Genomic DNA, 23,284 nt, shown 5'->3' on the forward strand with positions numbered 1-23,284 from the left:
CCCTCTCCCTTGCGGTGTGGTGCGGGTCCTCGGCCGGTGGGTCCGCGTCGGCTGGGTCCCGGGCGGATGGCTCAGGTGGCCACCGGGCGGTCGACGAAGGTCGACACGAGTTCCGCGAACCGGTCAGGTTCCTCGATGAACGGCAGATGGCCGCTGCCGGCGAACACCTCCAGCCGGGACGCCGGTATCGCCGAGCGCAGCCACCGGCCGACGTCGCCGGGGTAGACCTGGCTGTGCGCTCCGTGGACGAGCAGCGTCGGTACGCTGATCCGGCGCAGCCGCTCGCGCCAGTCCACGGTGAGTGCCTCGGCGAGCAGCGCCCGTACGGCGTCCGGGTCGCACCGGCGGGTCTCGGCGATGAGGCCGGCCAGCGTCGTCGGGTCGGCGTCGGTGCCGGCGGCGAACGAGCCCCGGACCAGTCCGCCGGCGAAGGCGGGGTAGTCGTCGGTCACGCTGGCCAGGACGGCGTCGGCCCCGGCGGCGTCGAGGTTGCCGAAGGCCGCGTACGGCCAGTCGTCGTCGCGCAGCAGCCGTGGGGTCTGCTCGACCGACACCAGGGCACGGGTCCGGGCGGCCCCGAACTGCTCCAGATAGCCGTAGGCCACGGTCGCGCCGAGCGACCAGCCCAGCAGGGTGACGTCGGTCAGGTCGAGCTTCTCGATGGCGGTGTGCAGGTCCTCGGCGGCGCGGGTGAGGCTGACCGGACGGTCGGCCGTGGCGTTGTCGCCGTGTCCGGGCAGTTCGACGACCACCACCCGGTGCCGGGTGGCGAGCCGGGCCACCGGGTCGGAGAAGAACGCGGCGGTGGCGGCCAGCCCGGGCACCATGACCAGGGCCGACCCGTGACCGTGAGCCAGGTGCCGGGTCATTGGCAGCCCCCGGCCAGCCCGAGTCGCGTGCGGAGCAACGGCTTGTCGATCTTGCCGACCGGGGTACGGGGAATCGCGGTGACGAGGTGCACCGAACCGGTCAGTCCGTGCCGGGCGAGCAGCTCCTCGACGGCTTTGACGGCCTCGTCGCCGGAGTGCCCGTCTGCAGGGGCGACGGCCACGGCGACCGCGTCGCGGTAGTCGCCGGGATGCACGGCCAGACTCACGGCCTGTGCCACCGCCTCGGCCGTGGCGAGTTCGGTGTCGAGCACCGGCGCCGGCAGCGGCCCGTCCCGGGTGGCCAGCGTCTCGGACACCCGACCCAGGATCCGGTAGCCGCCCTGCGGGGTGCGTTCGGCGACGTCCCCGGTCCAGAATTCGGGTCTGCGGAAGGTACGGGCGTTGGCCTGCGGCGCGTCGACGTACCCCTCGCTGGTGCAGTCCGAGTAGAGGACCAGCTCCCCGACGTCGGGGTGGCCGGGCACGAAGGGTTCCAGCCGGGTGCCGACCCCACGGACCGGGACCATGGCGGTGTCGGTCTGCAGTACATCGTCCATGTTGCCCAGTGCCAGGCCGAACTCGGTCGTACCGTAGATCTGCCGGATGTGTACGCCGAGCACGTCGGCGGCGTCCCGGATGATCGCCGGGCTGAGGTAGGCACCACCGCACAGCGGGCGGCGCAGCGCCGGCAGCGGGAAGCGGCCCTGGTGCCGGGCGGCGGCGACCAGTTCGGCGTAGTGCTGCGGCAGGGCGCTGGTCACGGTCGCCCGGTGGGCGGCCAGTTGGGCCAGCAGCGTGCCGGCCGGCGCGTGCGGGTCGGCGAGCACCAGTTGTGCGCCGGACAGCAGCGCAGCGAACACGTGCAGGTCGGTGGCGTGTGCCACGTCGAGGGTGTGGCGGCAGAAGAAGACGTCGTCGGGGCGGATCCCGGTGTCGGCCAGCCAGCGGCGTCGTTCGGTGACGAAGCGGTCCTGCCGCCAGGCCATCATCTTCGGGAAGCCGGTCGAGCCGGATGTCCACAGTAGCCGAAAGACGGCGGTGGTCGCCGAGGCGGTGGAGTCCGTGGTGGAGTCCGCCGGGTAGTGCGCGGTGGGCTCCGGTCGGGGCGTCGAGGCGGTCAGCGTGTCGAGGTCGACCATGGTCGGGCCGTCGGCGGGCGTCCGGCGGTGCCCGTCGGTGACCAGCAGGGCGGGGCGTGCCCGGTCGAGAGCGGTCCGCCCCCCGGCGTCGTCGAAGTTCGCCATCAATGGTACGTATCGGGCACCGAGCCGGGCCACCGCCAGGATCAGGCAGACGTACCCGATGCTGTTGCGCAGCACCACGGCGACGGTGTCGCCGGCCGCGACGCCGTGCGCGGCCAGGCCGGCGGCGACCCGGTCGGTCGACTCGACGAGTTCGCGGTACGTCACGCACGCACCGTCGGTGATGCGTACCGCCACGGCGTCCGGTCGACGGCCGGCCACGTCGCGGACAGCCTGGTAGAGCCCGGTAGCGGTCACGACGCGAGCCACCCGGCGTAGGTGGCGAACCGCCAGTCCTTGGCCAGGCAGTCCACCGTGTCGAAGCCGGCGTCGCGTAGCCAGCCGAGTTGGGTTCCGACGTCGATGCAGATGTCGTGCTTCATTCGTTCGCGGCCGGCCGCCCATTCGTCGGCAGGCGTTCCGGCGGCGTGTACGTGGCTTTCGTGCTGCCGGTCGTACATCTCCTCCAGTCGCGGCGCGGGCGCGAGGACCTGCTCGACGTTGACGAAGATCCCACCCGGCCGCAGAATGTCGGGTAGGCGGCCGAACAAGGTTCGTTTCTCGTGATGCTCGAGGTGGTGGATAGCTAGGCCGGAAACGACTGCGTCGTACGGTCCTGCCGGCAACGGATCCATCAGTCCCTGAACAGCGAAACTGACCCGATGGACACCCTCGAACCGTTCTCTGGCCTGAGTGAGCATCCGCTCGGAATGGTCGACGAGAGTAATGGTTGCTTCCGGGATACGGGCGATCAGAGCTGCGCTGAGCAGCCCGGTCCCCGCGCCCAGATCCAGGATCTGTGCGCGGCCCGGCACCGACATCTGCACTGCGCTGGACGCGCTGCCGTACAACAGGTCGAACGACGGGATGAGTTGGCGCCGCAGCGCATCGTAGGTCGTGGGATTCCACAGCTCGAAAGTCACGATAATCCCCCGTGGGTCACCGGGCGGCGCTTTTGTGGCGCTGGCGTCGGATGCTGGACAAACTGTGGTTTGCTGAGCCGACACTTCGTCAGATGGTGATTCCGGTGGTGCACGCTTCTGCTTGCCGGCATCTGCTATTCAGAAAATAGCAAGGAGTGGCAGGGCGATGAAGAGAACTGTCGATATCGAAGTGTGATGCTGGTCACATTGGCGATCGGGTTGTCCGTTATTGACAAACTGTCGATCGTGTCAGGAATTGGCGTTTGTCAGGCTCTTTGGGCCACGATCAGGTCCCGGACGATCGCCTGGTCGACCCGGTGGGCGAAGCCGCCGTACCCCGGACCGTCGGCCACCTCCAGGCCCGCCTTGACCAGCAGCGCGGCCAGATCGTCGCGGGCGGCGACCAGGGTGTTCCAGGAGATGCCGAGCGCCCCGCCGGGGCGCAGCAGCGCCACCCACCCCGGCAGCGCCTCAGCCAGCAGACCCAGCGGATCGCGGGTCAACCGGTCCGCCTGCCCGCGGGTGCCGTGCTGCACCCCGTACGGCGCGTCGGTGACGATCGCGTCGAAGCTGCCGGCCCGGAACACCTCCCGGCTGCGGCGGGTGTCGGCGTGCACCATCGTCAGGTCGACGGTCCGCCCGGCCCGGTGGTCGTCCTTGCTGGCCGCCAGGGTGACCGCCAGCCGTCGGCCCAGCACGGCCCGGTTACGCCGCACCGGGGCGATCTCGGCCGAGTGCTTGAGCCGCTTGTGCTTCAGCCAGGTACGGATGAAGTTGGCGTACACCTCGAAGTCCTTGCCGTCGACCTCCACCCCGGCGGCGTGCCAGCCGTACATCATCGCCTGGTTGAGCGTGGTGCCCCGGCCGCACATCGGGTCGAGCACCCGCAGCGGCGGCGAGTCCGGGCCGAGCGGGCCGGCCGCCGCTCCGACGGCAACGCCGGTCCCGCCGGCACCAGCGGCACCGGCCCGGTCGGTCGTGGCCAGCGCGGTCACGTTCAACAGCAGCTTGGTGAACTGCTCGTTGGTCTTGCCGGCGTACTTCGGGATGGTGATCAGGTCGCTGTCGAAGCGGTCCCGGCCGGTCACCTCCAGCGGCCGCAGCAGGTCGCCGTCGCGGGCGAAGAACGCGTACCGGGCGGACAGGTTGGCCAGCACGGACAGGTCCCGGTCGGTCAGGTCGACGCCGGTGAAGGTGACGTACGGCAGCCCGCCGATCGTGGTGACCGCGACGTCGTCCACCCGGCCGCCGAGGGCCCGGTCGCCGAAGACGGTCAGCTCGGCGGTGGCCAGCCCGACCGCCGACTCGGCGTACACCCGGTTCGCCGACGGGTGGATCAGCAGGGCGTACGCGGTCATCGGCGGTCCATTCGCTCAGGCGGGTGCGGTGGGACCCACGAGTGTTACCACATCGGCGGCCTGCGTAAGGTCACCGGCATGGCACGGCAGCGGGGGCGACGTCTGCCGCTGGCGGACCGCCCGCTCACCGAACCGCATCCGGCGCGGCTGCCGGCCGACCACCCGCACCGGGCGGCGGTGCTGGCCGCACACGCGGCAGCGCTCGACGCCGGCGAAGCCGGCTACCCGGACCCGGGCAGCGGGCTGTTCGTGCTGACCGCGGCGTTCCTGGCCCGCCGGGGCACCTGCTGTGACCAGGGTTGCCGGCACTGCCCGTATCTGGGGTGATTCCGGGGATTTCCTACGCTGCGCGGTCGGTGCGGGTGGCGGGCTTTCGCGGCGGCGGCGGAACCCGTACGGTGTGCGACGAACAATCCGCCTTTTTCGACCGGCCTGACCGTGGGAGGTCACTGTGGGCGTTCGGCTGCGTCTGTCCGGCGCCGGGCTGATCCTGCTGCTGTCCGCCGCCGGCTGCTCCGACCGGGCGGTGGCCACCGAGAACCCCGCCCCGGACGACCCGGCCCAGGCCGGTCCGTCGCCGAGTCCGGTCGAGCCGTACCCGGAGGTGCCCCGTCCGCCGGCCGCCGAGTCCGGCGGGGCGTGCACGGTGTTCGACTTCGACGTGGTCGAGCAGACCGTCGGGTTCCGGTTCGAGGTGGCGGCGGCCAACAAGCACGACAAGACGCAGTCGTGTGTGCTGCGGCCGGCCGAGGAGCCACTGCCCGACCTGATGGTCTCCATCTCGGACACCAAGGCGAGCGCGTCGGTCTTCGCCGACGACGTCGCCCCGGTCGGTGCCAAGGAGATCAAGGATCTCGGCAAGGCCGCCTACTGGATCCCGGTCAAGCCGGACCCGGACACCGGATACGGGGCGGCGCTGGAGGTCAACTGGATCACCGGGGACCCGAAGCTGATCAGCCTGCGCTGGACGTTCGCCCCCGGTGACGACGAACTGTCCGCCGTGGAGCTGGCGCCCAAGATGGTCGAGCTGGCCCGGGTGGTGCACGACAACCGCAAGAAGTGACCGGCCGGGGTGCGTGGCGCACCGCCGGCCGGTTGATGCTCAGGCGGCCGGTTGATGCTCAGGCGGCTGCGCCGGCCAGTGACCGTCCGTGGTCGGCGGCCGCGACGAACACCCGGGACGCGACCTCGCGCGGCAGGTGGATCTTGTCGCCGGACCGGTCGATGGTCACCCCGTCGCGCTCCTGCGCCACGGTGACCGTCGCACCCGGATCCACCCCGGCGGCGTGCAACTGGCGCAGCACGTCGGCGTTGGTCTGCACGCTTTCGCAGATCCGACGGACCACGACCGTGCCGGTCAGGCCGGGGAACGCCAGGTTGCGCTCGGTGTCCGGGCTGATGTCCGGATTCGCCAGCTCCGCCGGGCCGTCACCCAGCGCGTCCAGGCCGGGGATCGGGTTGCCGTACGGCGACCGGGTCGGTCGGTTGAGCAGGTCGTAGACCTTCTTCTCGACCGCGTCGCTCATCACGTGCTCCCAACGGCAGGCCTCCTCGTGGGCCTCCTCGTAGGGCATGCCGATGACGTTGACCAGCAGCAGCTCGGCGAGCCGGTGCTTGCGCATCACCGAGACCGCTTGGGCCCGGCCCAGCTCGGTGAGTCGCAGGTTACGGTCGTCCTCGATGGTGAGCAGCCCGTCGCGCTCCATCCGGGCGACCGTCTGGCTGACGGTGGGGCCGCTCTGGTGCAGCCGCTCGGCGATCCTGGCACGCAGCGGCGGCACCGACTCTTCCTCGAGCTCAAGTATGGTGCGCAGATACATCTCTGTGGTATCGACAAGATCATTCACGGTCAGCTGCCCTCCAGTGTTCAATCCTACCTTGCAGCGCCGATAACCAGCCGGAACGGACGATCGGCAGGGGACAGGCGTAGCCCCGTTGGTGTTGACTGGGATGGTGTTCGATACCGCAGACCCTACCGTCGCCGTCACCGGGCTCGCCGCCGCGCTGGCCGGTGGCCGACCGCCGACCCTGCTGGACGTGCGCTGGCGGCTCGTCGGCCCGCCGGGCCGCGACGACTATGTCGCCGCCCACCTGCCCGGCGCGGTCTTCGTCGACCTGGACGCCGACCTGTGCGGCCCACCGGGCACCGGTGGCCGGCACCCGCTGCCCGATCCGGCGTCGCTGCAGCAGGCGCTGCGCCGGGCCGGGGTCCGCACCGGGTGGCCGATCGTCGTATACGACGGTGGCGACGGTCTCGCCGCCGCCCGCGCCTGGTGGACGCTGCGCTGGGCCGGGCACCGGCCGACCTGGGTGCTCGACGGCGGCTATCCCGCCTGGCTGGCGGGCGGTCAACCGGTCACCACCGCCCTGCCCGCACCGCCGCCCGGCGACGTGACCGTACGCCCGGGAGGTATGCCGGTGCTCGACGCCGACGCCGCCGGCCGGCTACCCCGGCAGGGCGGACTGCTGATCGACGTCCGCGCCGACGCCCGGTACCGGGGTGAGCACGAGCCGGTCGACCCGGTCGCCGGGCACATCCCCGGCGCGGTCAACCTGCCGACCACCCTGCACCTCGACGACGCCGGGCTGCTGCGTGACGCCGGGACGCTGCGGGACCGGTTCACCGGTGCCGGGCTGCGCCCGCAGGCCCCGGTCGCCGCGTACTGCGGGTCGGGGGTGACCGCCGCGCACACGGTGCTCGCCCTGCACCGCGTCGGCCGCACCGACGCAGCGCTGTATCCCGGATCGTGGAGCGAGTGGATCACCGACCCGACCCGGCCGGTCGCCACCGGCCCGGACCCCGGCTGACCTGCGGTCCGCTGCCGGCCGGGCTGGCCATCCGGCCCGGGCGGCCGGGCGCGGGGCAGGCGGGTGCGTGCGACGATGGCCAGATGTCGGACGGGACGAGTCGGATGTCGGACGGGACACCCCAGGCCCAGGCGGCGGGCGGTACCGACGCGACGCTGGTGGTCTGGGACGAACGCCTGCTGGCGTACGACCTCGGTGACCATCCGCTGGACCCGGTACGGGTCGAGCTGACCATCGCGTTGGCCCGCGAGTACGGCGTGCTGGACCGCCCCGGGGTGCGGCTGGGCGCCCCGGAGCCGGCCGACGACGCGGCGCTCACCCGGGTGCACCGGGCCGACTACCTCGACGCCGTCCGGGTCGCGCACGACGACCCGTTCTTCTCCGGGTACGGCCTCGGCACCCCGGACAATCCGACCTTCGCCGGGATGCACGACGCCAGCGCGCTGGTCGCCGGTGCCACGATGGCCGCCGCCGAGGCGGTCTGGCGCGGCGACGTACGGCGGGCGGTCAACGTCTCCGGCGGGCTGCACCACGCGATGCCCGGCCGGGCCGCCGGGTTCTGCGTCTACAACGACCCGGCGGTGGCGATCGCCCGGCTGCTCGACCTCGGCGCCGAACGCATCGCGTACGTCGACATCGACGTGCACCACGGCGACGGGGTGCAGGAGATCTTCTCCGACGATCCGCGGGTGCTCACCGTCAGCCTGCACGAGACGCCGCTGGCGCTGTTCCCCGGCACCGGATTCCCCGACGAGGTGGGCGGCCCCGGCGCGCAGGGCAGCGCGGTGAACGTCGCGTTGCCGTCCGGCACCGCCGACCGGGGCTGGCTGCGTGCGTTCCACGCCGTGGTGCCGTCGCTGCTGCGCGCCTTCCGGCCGCAGCTGCTCGTCACCCAGTGCGGGGCGGACGCGCACCGGCTCGACCCGCTGGCCGACCTGGGGCTCAGCGTCGACGGCCAGCGGGCCGCGTACCTGACGCTGCGGGCCCTCGCCGACGAGCACTGCGGCGGCCGCTGGGTCGCCACCGGTGGCGGCGGGTACGCCCTGGTCGAGGTGGTGCCCCGGGCCTGGACCCATCTGCTGGCGATCGCCACCGGCGCGCCGATCGACCCGGCCACGCTGACCCCGCTCCGGTGGCGGGAGCTGGCCGCCGCCCGCTGCCCCGGCCGACAGGTTCCGCTGCGGATGACCGACGAGGCCGACCTGGACTTCCAGCCGTGGCAGCCGGCCGGTGACCCGGACCCGGTCGACCGGGCGATCATGGCGACCCGCCGGGCGGTCTTCCCGCTGCACGGACTCGATCCGCACGACCCCCGGGACTGACCATGGACCGATCGGCTGACGTGCTGCTGCGCGACGGCACCACCGTCCACCTGCGGCAGATCCGCCCGGACGACGCCGACGCGATCGTCGCGATGCACGCCCGGTTCTCCGACCGCACCCGCTACCTGCGGTACTTCTCCCCGTACCCGCGGATCCCCGACCGCGACCTGGCGCGCTTCGTCAACGTCGACCACCACGACCGGGAGGCGTTCGTGGTGGTCTCCGGCGACCGGATCTTCGCGGTCGGCCGCTACGACCGGATGGGTCCGGGCTCGCCCGAAGCCGAGGTCGCCTTCGTCGTCGAGGACGCCCACCAGGGCCGGGGCGTCGGTTCGGTGCTGTTGGAGCACCTCGCCGCCGCCGCCCGGTCCGAAGGCGTCACCTCGTTCGTCGCCGAGGTGCTGCCGGTCAACGCGCCGATGCTGCGGGTCTTCGCCGACGCCGGCTTCCAGGTCCGCCGCCGGTACGCCGACGGCGTGGTCCACCTGAGCTTTCCGATCGCCCCGACGGAGGCGTCCCTGCAGGTGCAGTGGAGCCGCGAACACAGCGCCGAGGCCCGGTCGATCGCCCGGCTGCTGACCCCGCGGGGAGTCGCCGTCTACGGTGCCAGCGCCACCGGCCAGGGGGTCGGCGCGGCCGTCCTCGGACACCTGCGCGACGGCGGGTTCACCGGGGACGTGGTCCCGGTACATCCTGCGGTGGACCGCATCGGAGGGCTGCCCGCGTACCGTCGGGCGGCCGACGCCGGCCACCCGGTCGACCTGGCGGTCGTCGCGGTGGCGCCGGACGCGGTGCCGGCCGTGGTCGCCGACGCCGCCGCTGCCGGCGCCCACGGCGTCGTGGTCATCTCGGCCGGGTTCGCCGAGTCCGGCCCGGCCGGCGCCGCCGTCCAGCGGGAACTGATCCGTACGGCGCACGTGGCCGGGCTGCGGGTGGTCGGACCGAACTGTCTCGGCGTGGCCAACACCGACCCTCGGATCCGGCTCAACGCGACGCTGGCGCCGCAGCTGCCGCCGGCCGGCCGGGTCGGCTTCTTCAGCCAGTCCGGGGCGCTCGGCGTGGCGTTGCTCGCCGAAGCGGACCGGCGCGGGCTCGGGCTGTCGACGTTCGTGTCGGCCGGCAACCGGGCCGACGTGTCCGGCAACGACCTGCTGCAGTACTGGCAGGACGACCCCGGCACCGACGTGATCCTGCTGTACCTGGAGACGTTCGGCAATCCCCGCAAGTTCGCCCGACTGACCCGCCGGATCGGGCGCACCAAGCCGGTGGTGGCGTTGGCCTCCGGCGCCGGCCCGGCGGCGCACGTCGAGCAGGGCCCGGACGCCGCCGCGGTGACCCGGCTGTTCGCCCGGTCCGGGGTGATCCGGGTCGACACGGTCGCGGAGATGTTCGACGTCGGCACCCTACTGGCCAACCAGCCGCTGCCGGTGGGCCGGCGGGTGGCCGTGGTCGGCAACTCGTCGGCGTTGACCATGCTGGCCGCGGCGGCCTGCCGGGCGCAGCGACTCACCGTGGCGGCCGACTACCCACGTACCGTCGCGCCCGAAGCCGGCGCGCACGAGTTCGCCGACGCGCTCGCCGACGCCGCCGTCGACGCCGCCGTGGACGCCCTGGTGGTGGTGTTCGCGCCGCCGCTGCCCAACCAGTTGGCGGACGAGGACGCCGACTTCACCTCGGCGTTGGCCAGCGTGGCGCTCGCCGGAGACAAGCCGACGGTGGCGACGCTGCTGGTCGGCCAGCCGCCGGCCGGTGTGCCGACGTACCCGTCGGTGGAGGAGTCGGTCCGGGCGTTGGCCCGGGTCGCCGACTACGCGGACTGGCTGCGCGAGCCGCCCGGCACGGTACCGGAGCTGGCCGGGATCGACCCGGGCGCGGCCGGTGCCGCGCTGGCCGTCGACCCAGTCGACTCGGTCGACCCGGTCCGGCTGCTCGCCGGGTACGGCATCGAGGTGGTCGACTCGATCCCGGCCGCCTCGGTCGACCAGGCGGTGGCCGCCGCCCGGCGGCTCGGCCTGCCGGTGGTGCTCAAGGCCGCTGCGGACGGTCTGCGACACCGGTTGGACCTCGGCGCGGTACGGCTCGATCTGGCCACCACGGGCGCGGTGGAACGGGCGTACCGCGACGTCGCGGCCCAGTTCGGCGCGCAGGTGCTGATCCAACCGATGGTGCCGCCCGGCGTCGCCTGCGTGGTCGAGTCGACCACCGACCCCACCTTCGGTCCGGTGGTCGGTTTCGGGCTGGGTGGTGTGGCGACCGATCTGCTGGGTGACCGGGCCTGGCGGGCCGCGCCGCTGACCGACCGGGACGCGGCCGGGCTGGTCGACGAACCCCGGGCCGCGCCGCTGCTGTCCGGGTACCGGGGAGCCGGCCCGGTGGACCGGGCCGCCCTGGTCGATCTACTGCTGCGGGTCGGGCGGCTCGCCGACGAGCAGCCGCAGGTCCACCGGCTACGGCTCAATCCGGTGCTGGCCCGGCCGGACGGGCTGGCGGTGCTGCACGCCAGCGTCGCGGTCGGACCGCCGGACGCCCGCCCGGACACCGGTCCGCGCCGGCTCTGACCGCACCGGCCCGCGCCGGCTGCTGACCGCTCCGTCGGCCCGCGCCGGCGCTGACCGCCTTGACGTCGCGCGGCCGGCCGGAGCTCTTGCTCCGACCGGCCGCCGCCCCCGATGAACCGGCTGTCCCCCCGGTCAGCCGGCGTACGTCTCCAGCCGCTGCGCCCGCGACGGGTGCCGCAGCTTGAGCAGCGTGACCTTCTCGATCTGCCGGATCCGCTCCCGGGACAGGCCGAACTCCCGGCCCACCTCGTCGAGGGTGCGCTGCCGGCCGTCGTCCAGCCCGAACCGCAGCCGGATCACCGCCTGCTCCCGCTGGGACAGCGTGGCCAGGACAATCTCCACCTCGTTGCGCAGCTTGCCCTCGGCAGCGGACTCCCCGCCCTGCTCACGCGGGTCGACGGCGGCGACGAAGTCGCCGAGGGCGCTCTCGCCGTCCTCACCGACCGTCTGGTCCAGGCTGACCGGCTCCCGGTCGTAGGAGATGAGCTCGATCACCTGGAACTCGGGCACCGACATGGCGGCGGCGATCTCACCGATCGTCGGCTCCCGCCCCAGCGTCGCCGACAGGTCACGGCGGGCCCGTACCATCCGGTTGACCTGCTCGACCATGTGCACCGGGATCCGGATGGTGCGGGCCTGGTCGGCCATGGCGCGGGTGATGGCCTGGCGGATCCACCAGGTGGCGTAGGTGGAGAACTTGTAGCCCTTGGCGTAGTCGAACTTCTCGACGGCGCGGATCAGGCCGAGGTTGCCCTCCTGGATCAGGTCGAGGAAGGCCATTCCCCGACCGGTGTACCGCTTCGCGATGCTGACCACCAGCCGCAGGTTGGCCTCCAGCAAGTGGTCCTTGGCGGCACGGCCCTCGGCGGCGACGACGTCCAGATCGGCGCGCAGCTGCGCGGACAGCCGGTCGGGCCCGGCGAGCTTCTCCTCGGCGAACAGCCCGGCCTCGATCCGCTTGGCCAGCAGCACCTCCTGAACGGCGGTGAGCAGCTTGGTGCGTCCGATCCCGTTCAGGTATGCGCGGACCAGATCGGCCGAAGCGCCGCGGTCGTCGGTGGCGTCAAGGTCGTGCTGACCGTCGGTGGTGACCTGGACGGTGGTGTCGATGTCGTCTTCGATGGTGCGTGTGACCACTCTCAGTCGCCTCCCCGCGTCGACAAGTGGTGAGCCAGCAGCGGAGTGCCGCTGGTGACAACCAGCTTGCCGGGTAGGGCGTGAAGTCACGGTTAGCCGGGGGCCAGGTGGCATGAATTCGGGACCTGACCGTTGCCGTACACCGCTTGGCGGTTGCTGACAGTGATGTCACAGTTCCAAAAGGATGGTCTGCGGTCCGATGTTGACGCTCTCCACCTGCATGTGCGCCCGGAACCGTCCGGTGCGTACCGTCGCGCCCCGCGCGGCCAGTGCCTCGACCACCGCCGTCACCAGCGGCTCGGCCAGCTCCGCCGGGGCGGCGGCGGACCAGCTCGGCCGTCGTCCCCGGCGCGCGTCGCCGTACAAGGTGAACTGGCTGACGACCAGGACCGGCGCGGCCAGCTGCGCGGCGGAGCGCTCGGCGGTGCCTTCACCGGTCGGGTCCGGCGGGAAGATCCGCAACTCGTAGACCTTGCGGGCCATCTCGACGGCGGTCGCGACCGTGTCGCTGTGGGTCACCCCGAGCAGCACCAGCAGCCCGGGGCCGATCGCCGAGACCACCTCGCCGTCGACCGTCACCGAGGCCCGACCGACCGTCTGCACCACCGCCCGCACACCGGTCAGCCTGCCACACCGGCCGCGGCCAATCAGCCCGTCGTGTCGGCCGGCCGGTCAGCCGACCACACCGCCGGTCACCCCGGCAGCAGGATGCCGCGTTCGACCAGCCGGGCCAGGACCGGCACGGCGGCCTCGGCGAGCTCCTGCTCGGGTACGTCGTGCGCGAGCGCCAGCAGCGCCAACTGCTCGCGCATCGGCAACCGGCCGTCGCACCCGCCGACCACCGCCAGCACCAGCGGATCGATGTCCTCGGTCCACCGCAGCCCCCCGGTCAACGTGACGGTCTGCCGGTCGACCGCCCAGCCGTCGTCGCCGATGCCGGCCTCCTGCTGCAGCCGCAGCCCGTCGGCGGCCCGGTAGCGGGCGTCGAGCAGACCGGCGGCGTCGCGGGCGCGCAGCCAGTCCTGCCGGGTGAACCACTCGTCGACCCGGTCGCCCAGCGGCGGTGCCACCTGCTGGCGCAGCTCCTCGACCCGGACCACCGGGTCGGCGTGTCCGCTGCGGCGCAGGGTGACCAGGCCGAAGCCGACCGCCTCGACCTTCTGCGCGTCGAACCAGTCGAGCCAGGCGGCCGCCCGGTGCGCGTCCGGGCCCTCGCTGGCGTCGGCCAGCCAGAGATTGACGTAGGAGACCGGGTCGGCCACCTCCCGCTGGATCACCCACCCGTCCAGCCCGGTGCCGGCCAACCAGCCGGCGACCCGTTCGGTCCAGTCCTCCCCGGCGACGTGCATCCAGTTCGCCAGGTAGTGCATGGTGCCGCCGTCGGTGAGCAGGTCCGGGGCGGCGGCGGCGAGCTCGGCGCAGATTCCGTCGCCGATCCGGCCGGAGTCGCGGTAGGTGTGGGTGGCGGTGCCCGGCCCGACCACGAACGGCGGGTTGCTGACCACGAGGTCGAACCGGCGACCGGCGACCGGCGCGGTCAGGTCGCCGTGCAGCAGCTCCCACCGTTGGCCGTTGAGCGCGGCGGTGGTGGCGGCGAACCGCAGCGCCCGGGCCGACAGGTCGGTCGCGGTGACGCTGTCGGCGTGGCCGGACAGGTGCAGCGCCTGTACGCCGCAGCCGGTGCCGAGATCCAGCGCCGCACCGACCGGCCGCCGGTGCACCGCACCGGCCAGGGTGGTCGACGAGCCACCGATGCCGAGGACATGATCGGCGGCGAGCGGCTGACCCGCCCGCAGGTGCGACGGCACGTCCGAGATCACCCACCAGGCGTCGCCGTACGGCTCCAGGTCGACGCCCTGCCGCAGCCCGGGTCCGTCCGGTGACTGCTCCACCAGCCCGGCGGCGAGCGCGTCGGCCAACGGCAGCGGCGCCAGTGCGGCGGCGACGGCGTCGGCCGGCTCGGTCTGGGCGCAGACGAACAGGCGGATCAGGGTGGCGAGCGAATCACCGTCGGCGGTACGCCGCAGCGCTTCCCGGTGATCGTTGCGGGCCACGGCGGAGGTGGCCTGCGGACCCAGCCGCTCGGCGATCCCGGTCGAGGTGAACCGGGCCGCGGTCAGCGCGGTCCGCAACTGGTCGATCCCGGCCGCGTCGAGCAGCGCGGGGTACTCGGTCGTGTCGTCGGTCACGTTGCCATCCTGCCCGGTTGCCTGACTTGTCCTGGCCCATCCTGCCCGGCGGGGCGGGTCGTCGCCGGACGATCTGCTCCGATCCGGCAGGATACGCGGATGAGCCTTTCGCTGCCCATCGACGCCGACGCCAACGAGCTGCTGCGGCGCAGCCCACTGGCGCTGGTCGTCGCGATGGTCCTGGATCAGCAGGTGCCGCTGGAACGCGCCTTCTCCGCGCCGTACGACCTGGGTCTGCGGCTGGGGCACCAGCCGGACGCCCGCGAACTCGCCGAGTACGACCCCGAGGAGCTGATTGCGGTCTTCGCCCAGCGGCCGGCGCTGCACCGGTTCCCGAAGGCGATGGCCGCCCGGGTGCAGCAGGTCTGCCGGATCGTCGTCGACCGGTACGACAACGACCCGGCCCGGATCTGGACCGACGCCCCGGACGGGGCGACCGCGTTGGCCCGGATCAGCGAGCTGCCCGGCTTCGGCAAGCAGAAGGCGCAGATCTTCCTGGCACTGCTCGGCAAGCGGTACGGCGTACAGCCGACGGGGTGGCGGGAAGCAGCCGGTGAGTTCGGCCGGGACGGGGTGCACGTCTCGGTGGCCGACATCGTCGACGAGGACTCCCTGGTCCGGGTACGCGAACACAAGCAGCAGATGAAGGCGGCGGCGAAGGCGGCCAAGGCCTGAGCAGCCGCGTCCCGTCGGTCGCATCCGCCGACCGATAGGTGGGTCACGTCTGCGGCTGGGCGTTCGGCGACGTGCGCCGGCAGGTGCGACGATGGCGGTACGCGACACGAGGAGGCACGGTGCGACGGACCGCTGGGCAACCGACCGTGATCACCGACGCCGAACCGAGCCCGGGAGACCAATTGCGCGGCCGGCAGCGTCGGTACGTGCTGATGATGTCGATCCGGGGCATCTGTCTGATCGTCGGCGCAGTCCTGGTGACCAGCGAGGCGCCGCTGCTCTGGCTGTGGCTGCCGATCTGCGCGGTCGGGATGATCCTGGTGCCGTGGCTGGCCGTGCTGCTCGCCAACGACCGGCCGCCGAAGGACCGGCACCGGATGCGCAACCAGCGGCGCCAACCCACTCCACGGGGCGGACCAGCGCAGGTCGGCGCCGTGCCGACCACGCCGTCACCGGTCCGCGTCATCGACGTCGAGCCCTGACCCGACGCGGCGGACCGGCCGGGCACCAACCACCCCGACCGCCGTGACGCCCGCCCGCCCGGCGGCGGCCAGTGCGGTCACCGGATCATCGTCGGCGAGCCAGGTGGCGAGTAGCCCTGCGGCGAAGGCGTCACCGGCACCGGTGGGGTCGACCACCGGCCCGCTCGCCGCCGCCGCCGACACCACCACCGCCGCCGACACCACCGTTGCCGGCTCGTACCAGACGGCTCCGCCGGAACCCCGCTTGACCACCAGCCGCCGCACCGGTGCCGGCGTCGGCAGTCCGTCGGCCAGCCCCAGCGCCGTGGCCTCGTCGAGGTTGGCCAGCAGCAGGTCGGTCCCGCGTACCCAGTCGAGGAACCTCGCCGGTCCGGCGGCCAGCAGCGGAGCCGCCGATGCCGCGTCGACGCTGGTCGACATGCCGTGCGACCGGGCCGTTACCAGCGCGTGGCGGCCGGCCTCCCGGCTGCGCGGGTGCAGCAGCGGGTAGCCGGACAGGTGCAGGTGTGTCGCGTCGGGAAACAGGGCCACGGCGTCATCGACGTCACCGGCCCGCAGCGACAGGTTGGCACCCCGGTCGGCGACCATCGACCGCTGTTCACCATGGGCCAGCACGATCACCGTGCCGGTCGCCGTGTCCGGACAGCGCCGTACCGCGAGGTCGACCCCGGCCGCGGCCAACTCGGCCAGCCGGATGTCCCCGAGGTCGTCATCGCCCGCCGCCGCCACCAACGTCACCGGTACGCCGTGCGCGGCGAGCCAGGCCGCGGTGTTGGCAGCCTGACCGCCGCCGGTAAACCGGATCCCACCCGCCGTGTCCGAGCCGGCCGCCAGCGGTGCGGTGAGCACGGCCACCACGTCGGTGACCAGGTCGCCGACGACCAGGACCCGGCCTGGGCGCGGCCGGCCAGGGGCCAGGCCGTCGCCGGTCAGCCTGCGGCCGGTCACCCCGCCGTGCCAGTGGACTCTGCGGCGCCGACGAACTCGGCCGCGTGGGCGGCCTCCGCCACCGCCGCCGCTACGGCGATCCGCCCGGCGAGGTCGGCGTTGCGCAGGATGATCCGGATGTTCACCGCCAGGCTGGCACCCGCGGTGGCCGAGTGGAAGTGCGCCAGCAGGAACGGGGTGACCTCTTTGCCGGTGACGCCCGCCTCGGCCATCCGGGCCAGCCCGGTGGCCAGCGTGGCGTCGTGCAGACCCGGATCCAGTTGCTCCTGCGGTGGCAGTGGATTCGCCACCACCAGCGCGCCCCCGCCGAGGCCGTGCCGGCGCCGGGCCCGGATCACCTCGGCAACGTGCTCCGGCGAGTCGAGCGACCAGTGCAGGTCGTGGCCGCTGTCGGTGACGAAGAATCCGGGGAACCGCCGGCTGCGGTAGCCGGCGACCGCCACGCCGAGGGTCTCCAGCCGCTCCAGGGTGGCCGCCACGTCCAGGATCGATTTCACCCCGGCGCAGACCACGGTGATCGGCGTACCGGCCAGGGTGACCAGGTCAGCCGACTCGTCGAAGGTCTGCGCCGCCTCCCGGTGCACCCCGCCGAGCCCGCCGGTGGCGAACACGCCGACGCCGGCCGCCGCCGCGACCACGCTGGTGGCGGCGACCGTCGTCGCCCCGTCCACGCCGCTCGCCGCGGCCAGCGCCAGGTCCCGGGCGGAGAGCTTGGCGACGGTGTCGGAGCCGGCCAGCCGGGTGAGCTCGGCGTCGTCCAGGCCGACCACCAGCCGCCCGCCGAGCATGCCGATGGTGGCCGGCACCGCGCCGGTGGCCCGTACCGTGGCCTCGATTTCGCGGGCGACCCGCAGATTGTCGGGTCGCGGCAGGCCGTGTGCGATGATGGTGCTTTCCAGGGCGACGATGGCCCGTCCGTCCCGGCGGGCGTCGGCCACCTCGGCGCCGTACTGGATGTCGTAGTGCAACGGCCCGGTGCGGCCTGCGGATTCTGCCATGATCACCACGGTACGGGGCCGGGGTCGCGCCGGACGTTGGACCCGTACGCCACAAACTGCCAAACTCTCAGCCTGGAGGTGGGAGACGACGTGACTACCGAGGTTCTTGAGCGTCCCGAGGTCAAGGATGCCGACGCCGACACCGGCCCGGAGATGTTCCACTACGTCCGCAAGGACAAGATCGCCGAGAGTGCCGTCATGGGCACCTTCGTGATCGCACTGTGCGGCGAACGCTTCCCGGTGACCCGTACGCCGAAACCCGGATCACCCGTCTGTCCCCGGTGCAAGGAGATCTACGAGTCGATGACCGGCTGAGCCGGACTCCGATCGGCCTTCGCGTCCACCGGCCGCGAGGGCCTTTTCGTGGCCGCGACCGGACTCCGGTCGCGGCCGCCGGCCGAGCGGGTAGACGGTTCCGTGATCGCCGGACGGGCCGGATCCGATCACGGGGGAAAGGGGTTCGCGTGCCGACCACCATGCCGACGGTCGACACGTTCCCGGCGCTGCGCGGTTGGCAGCGCCGGGCACTGGTGGAGTATCTGCGCCGGCGCAGCGAGGACTTCCTCGCCGTCGCGACGCCGGGTGCCGGTAAGACGACGTTCGCGCTGCGGATCGCGGCCGAGCTGCTGGCCGACGGCACCGTCGAGGCGGTCACCGTGGTCGCGCCGACCGAGCACCTGAAGGCCCAGTGGGCGGCGGCGGCCGGCCGGGTCGGCATCCAGCTCGACGCCGCGTTCCGCAACGCCGACCTGCACTCGGCCGCCGACTTTCACGGCGCGGTGGTCACCTACGCCCAGGTCGGGATGGCTCCCCAGGTGCACCGGCGGCGCACGATGACCCGGCGGACGCTGGTCATCCTCGACGAGATCCACCACGCCGGTGACTCCCGGTCCTGGGGCGACGGGATCAAGGCCGCGTTCGAGCCGGCCGTCCGTCGGCTGATGCTCACCGGTACGCCGTTCCGGTCGGACGACAACCCGATCCCGTTCGTACGCTACGAAGCGGGCGGCGACGGCCTGCCGAGGTCCCGGGCGGACAGCATCTACGGCTACTCCGACGCGCTGCGCGACGGAGTGGTCCGGCCGGTGCTGTTCCTGGCGTACTCGGGGGAGACCCGGTGGCGGACCAGCGCCGGGGACGAACTCGCCGCCCGCCTGGGCGAGCCGATGACCCAGGACCTCATCGCCCAGGCCTGGCGCACCGCGCTGGATCCGGCCGGCGACTGGATGCCGGCCGTGCTGCGCGCGGCCGACGCCCGGCTGACCTTCCTGCGTGACGGCGGCATGTCCGACGCCGGTGGTCTGGTCATCGCCAGCGATCAGGCGGCGGCTCGCTCGTACGCCCGGCTGCTGGAGCGGCTCACCGGGGAGAAGGCCGCGGTGGTGCTCTCCGACGACGCCGGCGCGTCGGCCCGGATCGCCGCGTTCGCCCGGTCCGAGCAGCGCTGGATGGTGGCGGTCCGGATGGTCTCCGAAGGGGTGGACATCCCCCGGCTGGCCGTCGGCGTGTACGCGACCAGCGCCTCGACGCCGCTGTACTTCGCCCAGGCGATTGGCCGGTTCGTCCGGGCCCGCCGGCCGGGGGAGTCGGCGACGGTGTTCCTGCCCAGCGTCCCGCACCTGCTCGGGCTGGCCAGTGAGATGGAGGCCGAGCGGGACCATGTGATCGGGGCGGCCAAGAAGCGGGAGGGCTTCGACGACGACCTGCTGGAGCGCGCCCAGCGCAACGAGCAGGCCAGCGGGGAGCTGGAAAAGCGGTTCGAGGCGCTGTCCGCCACCGCCGAGCTGGACCAGGTGATCTTCGACGGCGCCTCGTTCGGCACCGGCGCCCAGGCCGGCACCGCCGAGGAGGAGGAGTACCTCGGCCTGCCCGGCCTGCTCACCCCCGATCAGGTCACGGTGCTGCTGAACCGTAGGCAGGCCGAGCAGATCGCGGCGCAGCGACGGGCCCGGTCGACGGATCAACCGGTGCCCGCCGCCCGGCCGGCGGAGCGTCCACCGACGGCCGGGGAGCGGCGGATCACCCTGCGCCGTCAGCTGAACGCCCTGGTCGCCGCGCATCACCACCGTACCGGGCTGCCACACGGCAAGATCCACGCCGAGTTGCGGCGGCGGTGCGGTGGCCCCCCGAGCGCGCAGGCCACCATCGAGCAGCTGGAGGAGCGGATCGCGATGGTGCAGACGCTGTGACCCGGTAGGTCCCGGTCAGCCGGTCGCCAGCAGCTGGTCCAGCTTCTCGTACCCCTCGCGGACGCCGTGCTCCATTCCGCTGGCCAGCATCTGGTCGCGGGCGACCAGGTTCTCGACCAGCGACAGTACGGTGACTCGAGTACCGCCGTCCGGCAGGTCGTCGAAGGTGGCGGTCTCCAGGCTGACCCCGTCGGGCACCCCGTCGTAGGTGAAGGTCTGCACCAGTCGCTCGTCGGGGCGTACCTCGTGGAAGGAACCGTAGAATCCGGCAATCTGTTCGCCGTCGCGCCAGTTCGTGTATCGGTAGCTGCCGCCGGTGCGGCCGTCCCAGTGTTCGATCCGCAGCTCCAGATCCTTCGGGCCGAGCCACCGGGCGACCAGCTCGGGGTCGATCCAGGCGCGGAACACCCGGGCCCGGGGCGCGGCGAAGTCGCGGACGATCCGGATCCAGGGCAGGTCGGGGTGCGCCTCGATGCGGGTACGGGTGGTCGGGTCGTCGGTCGTGGTCGTGGCTTTCACGCTGCTCCTTGTTGTTCAGGGCCGGTCCCGTGGGTGCTTTCCCGGTCGGTCCGCTCGTAGTCGCCGGTCGGTTCGGTGCCTGCGGCCGGGCCGGCGGGCTGGTCGTCGTCCAGCGCAGCCAGTACGGCGTCCAGCCGGCTGAACCGCTCCTCCGCCCGTTGGCGGTACCGGTCGAGCCACCGGGACATCAGGTCGAAGACCTCGGCTTCCAGGTGGCAGGGCCGCCGCTGGGCGTCCCGGCTGCGGCTGACCAGGCCGGCGTCCTCGAGCACCTTGATGTGCCGGGAGACCGCCTGCACCGAGATGTCGTAGGGCGCGGCCAGTTGATTGACGGTGGCGTCGCCGTCGGTCAGCCGGGTGACGATGTCCCGACGGGTTGGATCGGCCAGCGCCGCGAACACCCGCGACAACTGGTCCTCACTCACCCGGCACCCCCCTCCTATTCAACGTTCTGGTTGAACAAGAGGTTATGCTGATCCCGGCAGCTTCGCAACAACTTGGTTGAATAAGCAGCTGGCACCGGGCAAAAAGAAGGGCTGGGCCCCACCGTCCGGTGGAGCCCAGCCGTTGCTGTCCAGGTGGTCTCGTCGTGTCAGTTGGCCATCAGATCGGCGCCACGCCAAGTGAACTCAGGGTCGGCCTTGAACTGCACCGCGATCTTGACGAGATCGTCGGCGTACTTGTTGGCGTGGTGTCCGCAGAACACCAGCTCGCTGCCGCCCGCCAAGGTCACCCGTAGTTTGCCGGCCGCGTTGCACCGGTCGCACCGTTCATCGGCGCCTAGGGCATCCACCGTCTCCGGAGGCGTGAGAGTCGGGGTCATCGCCTTCCTCCTCTGGTCGTCACCGATGAACACACTCTTCGGTCTGTCACCCATCGTCCAACACCGGCGGGGGTCCCCGCCTTCCCGATGTGCCCCCGGGGGACCGGGCTCACACCTGGTAGGCACAGTGTGCCGTGAACCAAGGGTGCCACGTCAACGATCACCGCCGGGTAACGCCGTGATGACCTGGGTTTGGTAGACGCCAAGTGACCAAAGTTACACATTGGGTTGTCCTGAACCGGTCAGTCCAAGTAGTCCCGGAGCACCTGCGAACGTGACGGGTGTCGCAACTTGGACATCGTCTTGGATTCGATCTGGCGGATCCGCTCCCGGGTGACCCCGTAGACCTGTCCGATCTCGTCCAGCGTCCGCGGCTGCCCGTCGGTGAGACCGAACCGCAACCTGACCACCCCGGCCTCGCGTTCCGACAAGGTCTGCAGCACCTGCTGCAGCTGGTCCTGCAGCAACGAGAAGGAAACCGCGTCCACCGCTACCACGGCCTCGGAATCCTCGATGAAGTCACCGAGCTGGCTGTCGCCCTCGTCGCCGATGGTCTGGTCCAGCGAGATGGGCTCCCGGGCGTACTGCTGAATCTCCAGCACCTTCTCCGGTGTGATGTCCATCTCCTTGGCCAGCTCCTCCGGCGTGGGCTCACGGCCCAGGTCCTGCAGCAGCTCGCGTTGGATACGACCCAGCTTGTTGATCACCTCGACCATGTGCACCGGGATCCGGATGGTGCGGGCCTGGTCGGCCATGGCGCGGGTGATGGCCTGGCGGATCCACCAGGTGGCGTAGGTGGAGAACTTGTAGCCCTTGGCGTAGTCGAACTTCTCGACGGCGCGGATCAGGCCGAGGTTGCCCTCCTGGATCAGGTCGAGGAAGGCCATTCCCCGACCGGTGTACCGCTTGGCCAGCGAGACCACCAGCCGCAGGTTCGCCTCCAGCAGGTGGTTCTTGGCCCGTTCCCCGTCCCGGGAGATCCAGCCCAGGTCCCGGGTCAGCTGGGTGGGCATCTTCTGGTCGCTCTCGTCGGCGGCCCGCAGTCGCTCCGCCGCGTACAGCCCGGCCTCGATCCGCTTGGCCAGCTCGACTTCCTGCTCGGCGTTGAGCAGCGGCACCTTGCCGATCTGCTTCAGGTACGCCCGGACCGAGTCGGCCGAGGCGGTCAGCTCGGCGTCCCGGCGGGCCTGCTTGAGCGCCTCGGACTCCTCGTCGTCCCACTCGAAGTCGTTGTCCCGGGTGGCGTCGGCCTCGGCCGCCTGGGCGAGCTCGGCCGGCTCCTCCACCACGACGTCCTCGATCTCTGCCGCCAGTGTTTCCGGATCGATCTCCTCGTCCGGCGTGTCCGGGTTGCTGCCGTCCTTCGCGGTGGCCTTGCCCGCCTTGGCCGGAGCCTTGCCGGCCGGTGTGGCGCCGGCGGCCTTGGCCGGGGCGGCACCACCGGCGGCCTTGGCGGCCCGGGTCCGGGTGCTCTTCGGCGCGGGCTTCGCGGCGGCGGGCTTGGCCGCCGGCTCCTCGGCCGGAGTGCCGTTCTGCGCTGCGGCCGGCACCGCCGCCGTGGTGGCCTTGCGGGTGGTGGCCTTCTTCGCCGGCACGGCCACCGCCGGGGCCGGCTCGTCGGGGCCCGGCGCCTGTTTCGGGGCGCTCGGGGCCCGACGGGTGGTCTTGGCCGTGGTGGCCTTCGACGCCGGGGTGGCGGACCGGGCCGCAGCGACCCGGCGCCGGGTGCTGGCCGAGCCGTCCACTACGACCGTGACGCCGGCGTCGGCGAGCGCGCGGAGAATCTTCTTGGCTTGGGCCGGAGTCACTTCGGCGGACTCAACCGTCCGTGCGACCTCGGCCGACGTTAGCTGACCACCGGCCTGTTCGGCATGGGCGATCAGGGTGTCGGTTAGCGAGCGTACGTCGGCGCCGGTGTGGCGGAGTTCTGTCACGAATGACCTTCCGGAGGCGATGAACGAGCACGGCCGGACCGGCCACCGCAGCGCGGAGCGACGTGCCGGTTGTGATTGTGTCCCCCCGCGACCGCTCCACCGGCCGGACCGGCTGACCGTGACACGAGGGCAGGCGTGAATTGTAACGCCGTTTGTGGGGATCATCCCGCCACGCGCGAGCCAGCCGCCGGTCGGGGGCCACCGACATGGGACGAACGTGGACTTTGACAGGATGTTACCCCTGCCGTACGGGTGATTGTCGCTGACCACCCGGCTGAGGTGGCCACCCGGTCCCCGGCCCGCGGCGAAGG

Annotated in this window: 23 protein-coding genes; 9 read left to right on the forward strand and 14 right to left on the reverse strand. The window is 72.4% G+C overall.

Translation table 11 applies throughout. The features are described 5' to 3' along the window. Positions 1–71: 71 nt before the first annotated feature. The 4 genes from ACFHWT_RS09985 to ACFHWT_RS10000 all read right to left on the reverse strand — a co-directional run bounded on the left by ACFHWT_RS09985 (position 72) and on the right by ACFHWT_RS10000 (position 4,391). On the reverse strand, positions 72–869 hold the full coding sequence (locus tag ACFHWT_RS09985) for an alpha/beta fold hydrolase (protein ID WP_416594329.1): 798 nt from the start codon (positions 867–869) through the stop codon (positions 72–74). Beyond that, positions 866–2,368 (reverse strand): class I adenylate-forming enzyme family protein, encoded by a 1,503-nt coding sequence (locus tag ACFHWT_RS09990; RefSeq protein ID WP_416594330.1) that lies wholly within the window; start codon positions 2,366–2,368, stop codon positions 866–868. The genes ACFHWT_RS09985 and ACFHWT_RS09990 overlap by 4 nt, the downstream gene beginning before the upstream one ends. Next, the gene (locus ACFHWT_RS09995) at positions 2,365–3,033 is read right to left on the reverse strand and encodes a class I SAM-dependent methyltransferase (protein WP_416594331.1); all 669 of its coding nucleotides are present in this window, start codon (positions 3,031–3,033) and stop codon (positions 2,365–2,367) included. The genes ACFHWT_RS09990 and ACFHWT_RS09995 overlap by 4 nt, the downstream gene beginning before the upstream one ends. Before the next feature lie 266 nt (positions 3,034–3,299). Next, positions 3,300–4,391: a TRM11 family SAM-dependent methyltransferase gene (locus ACFHWT_RS10000; RefSeq protein WP_416594332.1), complete on the reverse strand. Its 1,092-nt coding sequence runs from the start codon at positions 4,389–4,391 to the stop codon at positions 3,300–3,302. A 78-nt stretch (positions 4,392–4,469) separates the two neighbouring features. On the opposite strand from ACFHWT_RS10000, the gene ACFHWT_RS10005 reads away from it, so the two are divergent. Beyond that, a complete protein-coding gene (locus ACFHWT_RS10005; RefSeq protein WP_416594333.1) occupies positions 4,470–4,718 on the forward strand; it encodes a DUF5522 domain-containing protein in 249 nt (82 codons plus the stop codon). A 124-nt stretch (positions 4,719–4,842) separates the two neighbouring features. Then, positions 4,843–5,454 carry a hypothetical protein gene (locus ACFHWT_RS10010; protein WP_416594334.1) on the forward strand — a complete coding sequence of 204 codons (612 nt, stop codon included), beginning with the start codon at positions 4,843–4,845 and terminating at the stop codon, positions 5,452–5,454. A 58-nt stretch (positions 5,455–5,512) separates the two neighbouring features. On the opposite strand, the gene ACFHWT_RS10015 is transcribed toward ACFHWT_RS10010, so the two are convergent. Continuing rightward, complete coding sequence (locus ACFHWT_RS10015) at positions 5,513–6,238, reverse strand: metal-dependent transcriptional regulator (protein ID WP_416594335.1); 726 nt, start codon at positions 6,236–6,238, stop codon at positions 5,513–5,515. Positions 6,239–6,344: 106 nt separating this feature from the next. Here ACFHWT_RS10015 and ACFHWT_RS10020 point away from each other — a divergent pair, with 106 nt between their 5' ends. The 3 genes from ACFHWT_RS10020 to ACFHWT_RS10030 all read left to right on the forward strand — a co-directional run bounded on the left by ACFHWT_RS10020 (position 6,345) and on the right by ACFHWT_RS10030 (position 11,079). Next, a complete protein-coding gene (locus tag ACFHWT_RS10020; RefSeq protein ID WP_416594336.1) occupies positions 6,345–7,199 on the forward strand; it encodes a sulfurtransferase in 855 nt (284 codons plus the stop codon). 104 nt (positions 7,200–7,303) lie between these two features. Next, positions 7,304–8,521, forward strand: coding sequence for an acetoin utilization protein AcuC (locus tag ACFHWT_RS10025; protein ID WP_416594414.1), 1,218 nt, complete (start codon positions 7,304–7,306; stop codon positions 8,519–8,521). Positions 8,522–8,523: 2 nt separating this feature from the next. Beyond that, complete coding sequence (locus ACFHWT_RS10030) at positions 8,524–11,079, forward strand: GNAT family N-acetyltransferase (RefSeq protein WP_416594337.1); 2,556 nt, start codon at positions 8,524–8,526, stop codon at positions 11,077–11,079. Positions 11,080–11,211: 132 nt separating this feature from the next. On the opposite strand, the gene sigB is transcribed toward ACFHWT_RS10030, so the two are convergent. The 3 genes from sigB to ACFHWT_RS10045 all read right to left on the reverse strand — a co-directional run bounded on the left by sigB (position 11,212) and on the right by ACFHWT_RS10045 (position 14,375). Beyond that, the gene (gene sigB / locus ACFHWT_RS10035; protein ID WP_416594415.1) at positions 11,212–12,189 is read right to left on the reverse strand and encodes an RNA polymerase sigma factor SigB; all 978 of its coding nucleotides are present in this window, start codon (positions 12,187–12,189) and stop codon (positions 11,212–11,214) included. A 195-nt stretch (positions 12,190–12,384) separates the two neighbouring features. After that, positions 12,385–12,831 (reverse strand): D-aminoacyl-tRNA deacylase, encoded by a 447-nt coding sequence (dtd, locus tag ACFHWT_RS10040; protein WP_416594338.1) that lies wholly within the window; start codon positions 12,829–12,831, stop codon positions 12,385–12,387. Between the two features lie 77 nt (positions 12,832–12,908). Further along, the gene (locus ACFHWT_RS10045; RefSeq protein WP_416594416.1) at positions 12,909–14,375 is read right to left on the reverse strand and encodes a methyltransferase; all 1,467 of its coding nucleotides are present in this window, start codon (positions 14,373–14,375) and stop codon (positions 12,909–12,911) included. Positions 14,376–14,504: 129 nt separating this feature from the next. On the opposite strand from ACFHWT_RS10045, the gene ACFHWT_RS10050 reads away from it, so the two are divergent. Then, entirely contained in the window at positions 14,505–15,080 is a 576-nt protein-coding gene (locus ACFHWT_RS10050) for an HhH-GPD-type base excision DNA repair protein (RefSeq protein ID WP_416594339.1), read from the forward strand. A gap of 119 nt (positions 15,081–15,199) precedes the next feature. Further along, positions 15,200–15,562: a DUF3099 domain-containing protein gene (locus tag ACFHWT_RS10055; protein ID WP_278168141.1), complete on the forward strand. Its 363-nt coding sequence runs from the start codon at positions 15,200–15,202 to the stop codon at positions 15,560–15,562. Here ACFHWT_RS10055 and ACFHWT_RS10060 read toward each other — a convergent pair. Both ACFHWT_RS10060 and ACFHWT_RS10065 read right to left on the reverse strand, forming a co-directional pair. Continuing rightward, on the reverse strand, positions 15,530–16,510 hold the full coding sequence (locus tag ACFHWT_RS10060) for a carbohydrate kinase family protein (RefSeq protein WP_416594340.1): 981 nt from the start codon (positions 16,508–16,510) through the stop codon (positions 15,530–15,532). The two genes, ACFHWT_RS10055 and ACFHWT_RS10060, sit on opposite strands and share 33 nt — an antisense overlap. Further along, on the reverse strand, positions 16,507–17,508 hold the full coding sequence (locus ACFHWT_RS10065; RefSeq protein ID WP_416594341.1) for a pseudouridine-5'-phosphate glycosidase: 1,002 nt from the start codon (positions 17,506–17,508) through the stop codon (positions 16,507–16,509). Before ACFHWT_RS10065 ends, ACFHWT_RS10060 begins: the two co-directional genes overlap by 4 nt. A gap of 90 nt (positions 17,509–17,598) precedes the next feature. Here ACFHWT_RS10065 and ACFHWT_RS10070 point away from each other — a divergent pair, with 90 nt between their 5' ends. Further along, complete coding sequence (locus tag ACFHWT_RS10070) at positions 17,599–17,823, forward strand: DUF3039 domain-containing protein (RefSeq protein WP_416594342.1); 225 nt, start codon at positions 17,599–17,601, stop codon at positions 17,821–17,823. 161 nt (positions 17,824–17,984) lie between these two features. Then, on the forward strand, positions 17,985–19,697 hold the full coding sequence (locus ACFHWT_RS10075; RefSeq protein ID WP_416594417.1) for a DEAD/DEAH box helicase: 1,713 nt from the start codon (positions 17,985–17,987) through the stop codon (positions 19,695–19,697). A 15-nt stretch (positions 19,698–19,712) separates the two neighbouring features. Here ACFHWT_RS10075 and ACFHWT_RS10080 read toward each other — a convergent pair whose 3' ends face one another. From ACFHWT_RS10080 to ACFHWT_RS10095, 4 genes are all read right to left on the reverse strand, one after another. Further along, the gene (locus ACFHWT_RS10080) at positions 19,713–20,216 is read right to left on the reverse strand and encodes an SRPBCC family protein (RefSeq protein WP_416594343.1); all 504 of its coding nucleotides are present in this window, start codon (positions 20,214–20,216) and stop codon (positions 19,713–19,715) included. Beyond that, positions 20,213–20,641, reverse strand: a complete 429-nt coding sequence (locus tag ACFHWT_RS10085) for an ArsR/SmtB family transcription factor (protein WP_416594344.1) — start codon at positions 20,639–20,641, stop codon at positions 20,213–20,215. The genes ACFHWT_RS10080 and ACFHWT_RS10085 overlap by 4 nt, the downstream gene beginning before the upstream one ends. 167 nt (positions 20,642–20,808) lie before the next feature. Further along, positions 20,809–21,039 (reverse strand): DUF7455 domain-containing protein, encoded by a 231-nt coding sequence (locus tag ACFHWT_RS10090; protein ID WP_123604458.1) that lies wholly within the window; start codon positions 21,037–21,039, stop codon positions 20,809–20,811. Positions 21,040–21,281: 242 nt separating this feature from the next. Next, positions 21,282–22,973, reverse strand: a complete 1,692-nt coding sequence (locus tag ACFHWT_RS10095; protein ID WP_416594345.1) for an RNA polymerase sigma factor — start codon at positions 22,971–22,973, stop codon at positions 21,282–21,284. Positions 22,974–23,284: the final 311 nt, after the last annotated feature.

The sequence above is a fragment of the Micromonospora sp. LOL_021 genome (genome assembly GCF_048060215.1).
Classification (GTDB): Bacteria; Actinomycetota; Actinomycetes; order Mycobacteriales; family Micromonosporaceae; genus Micromonospora_E.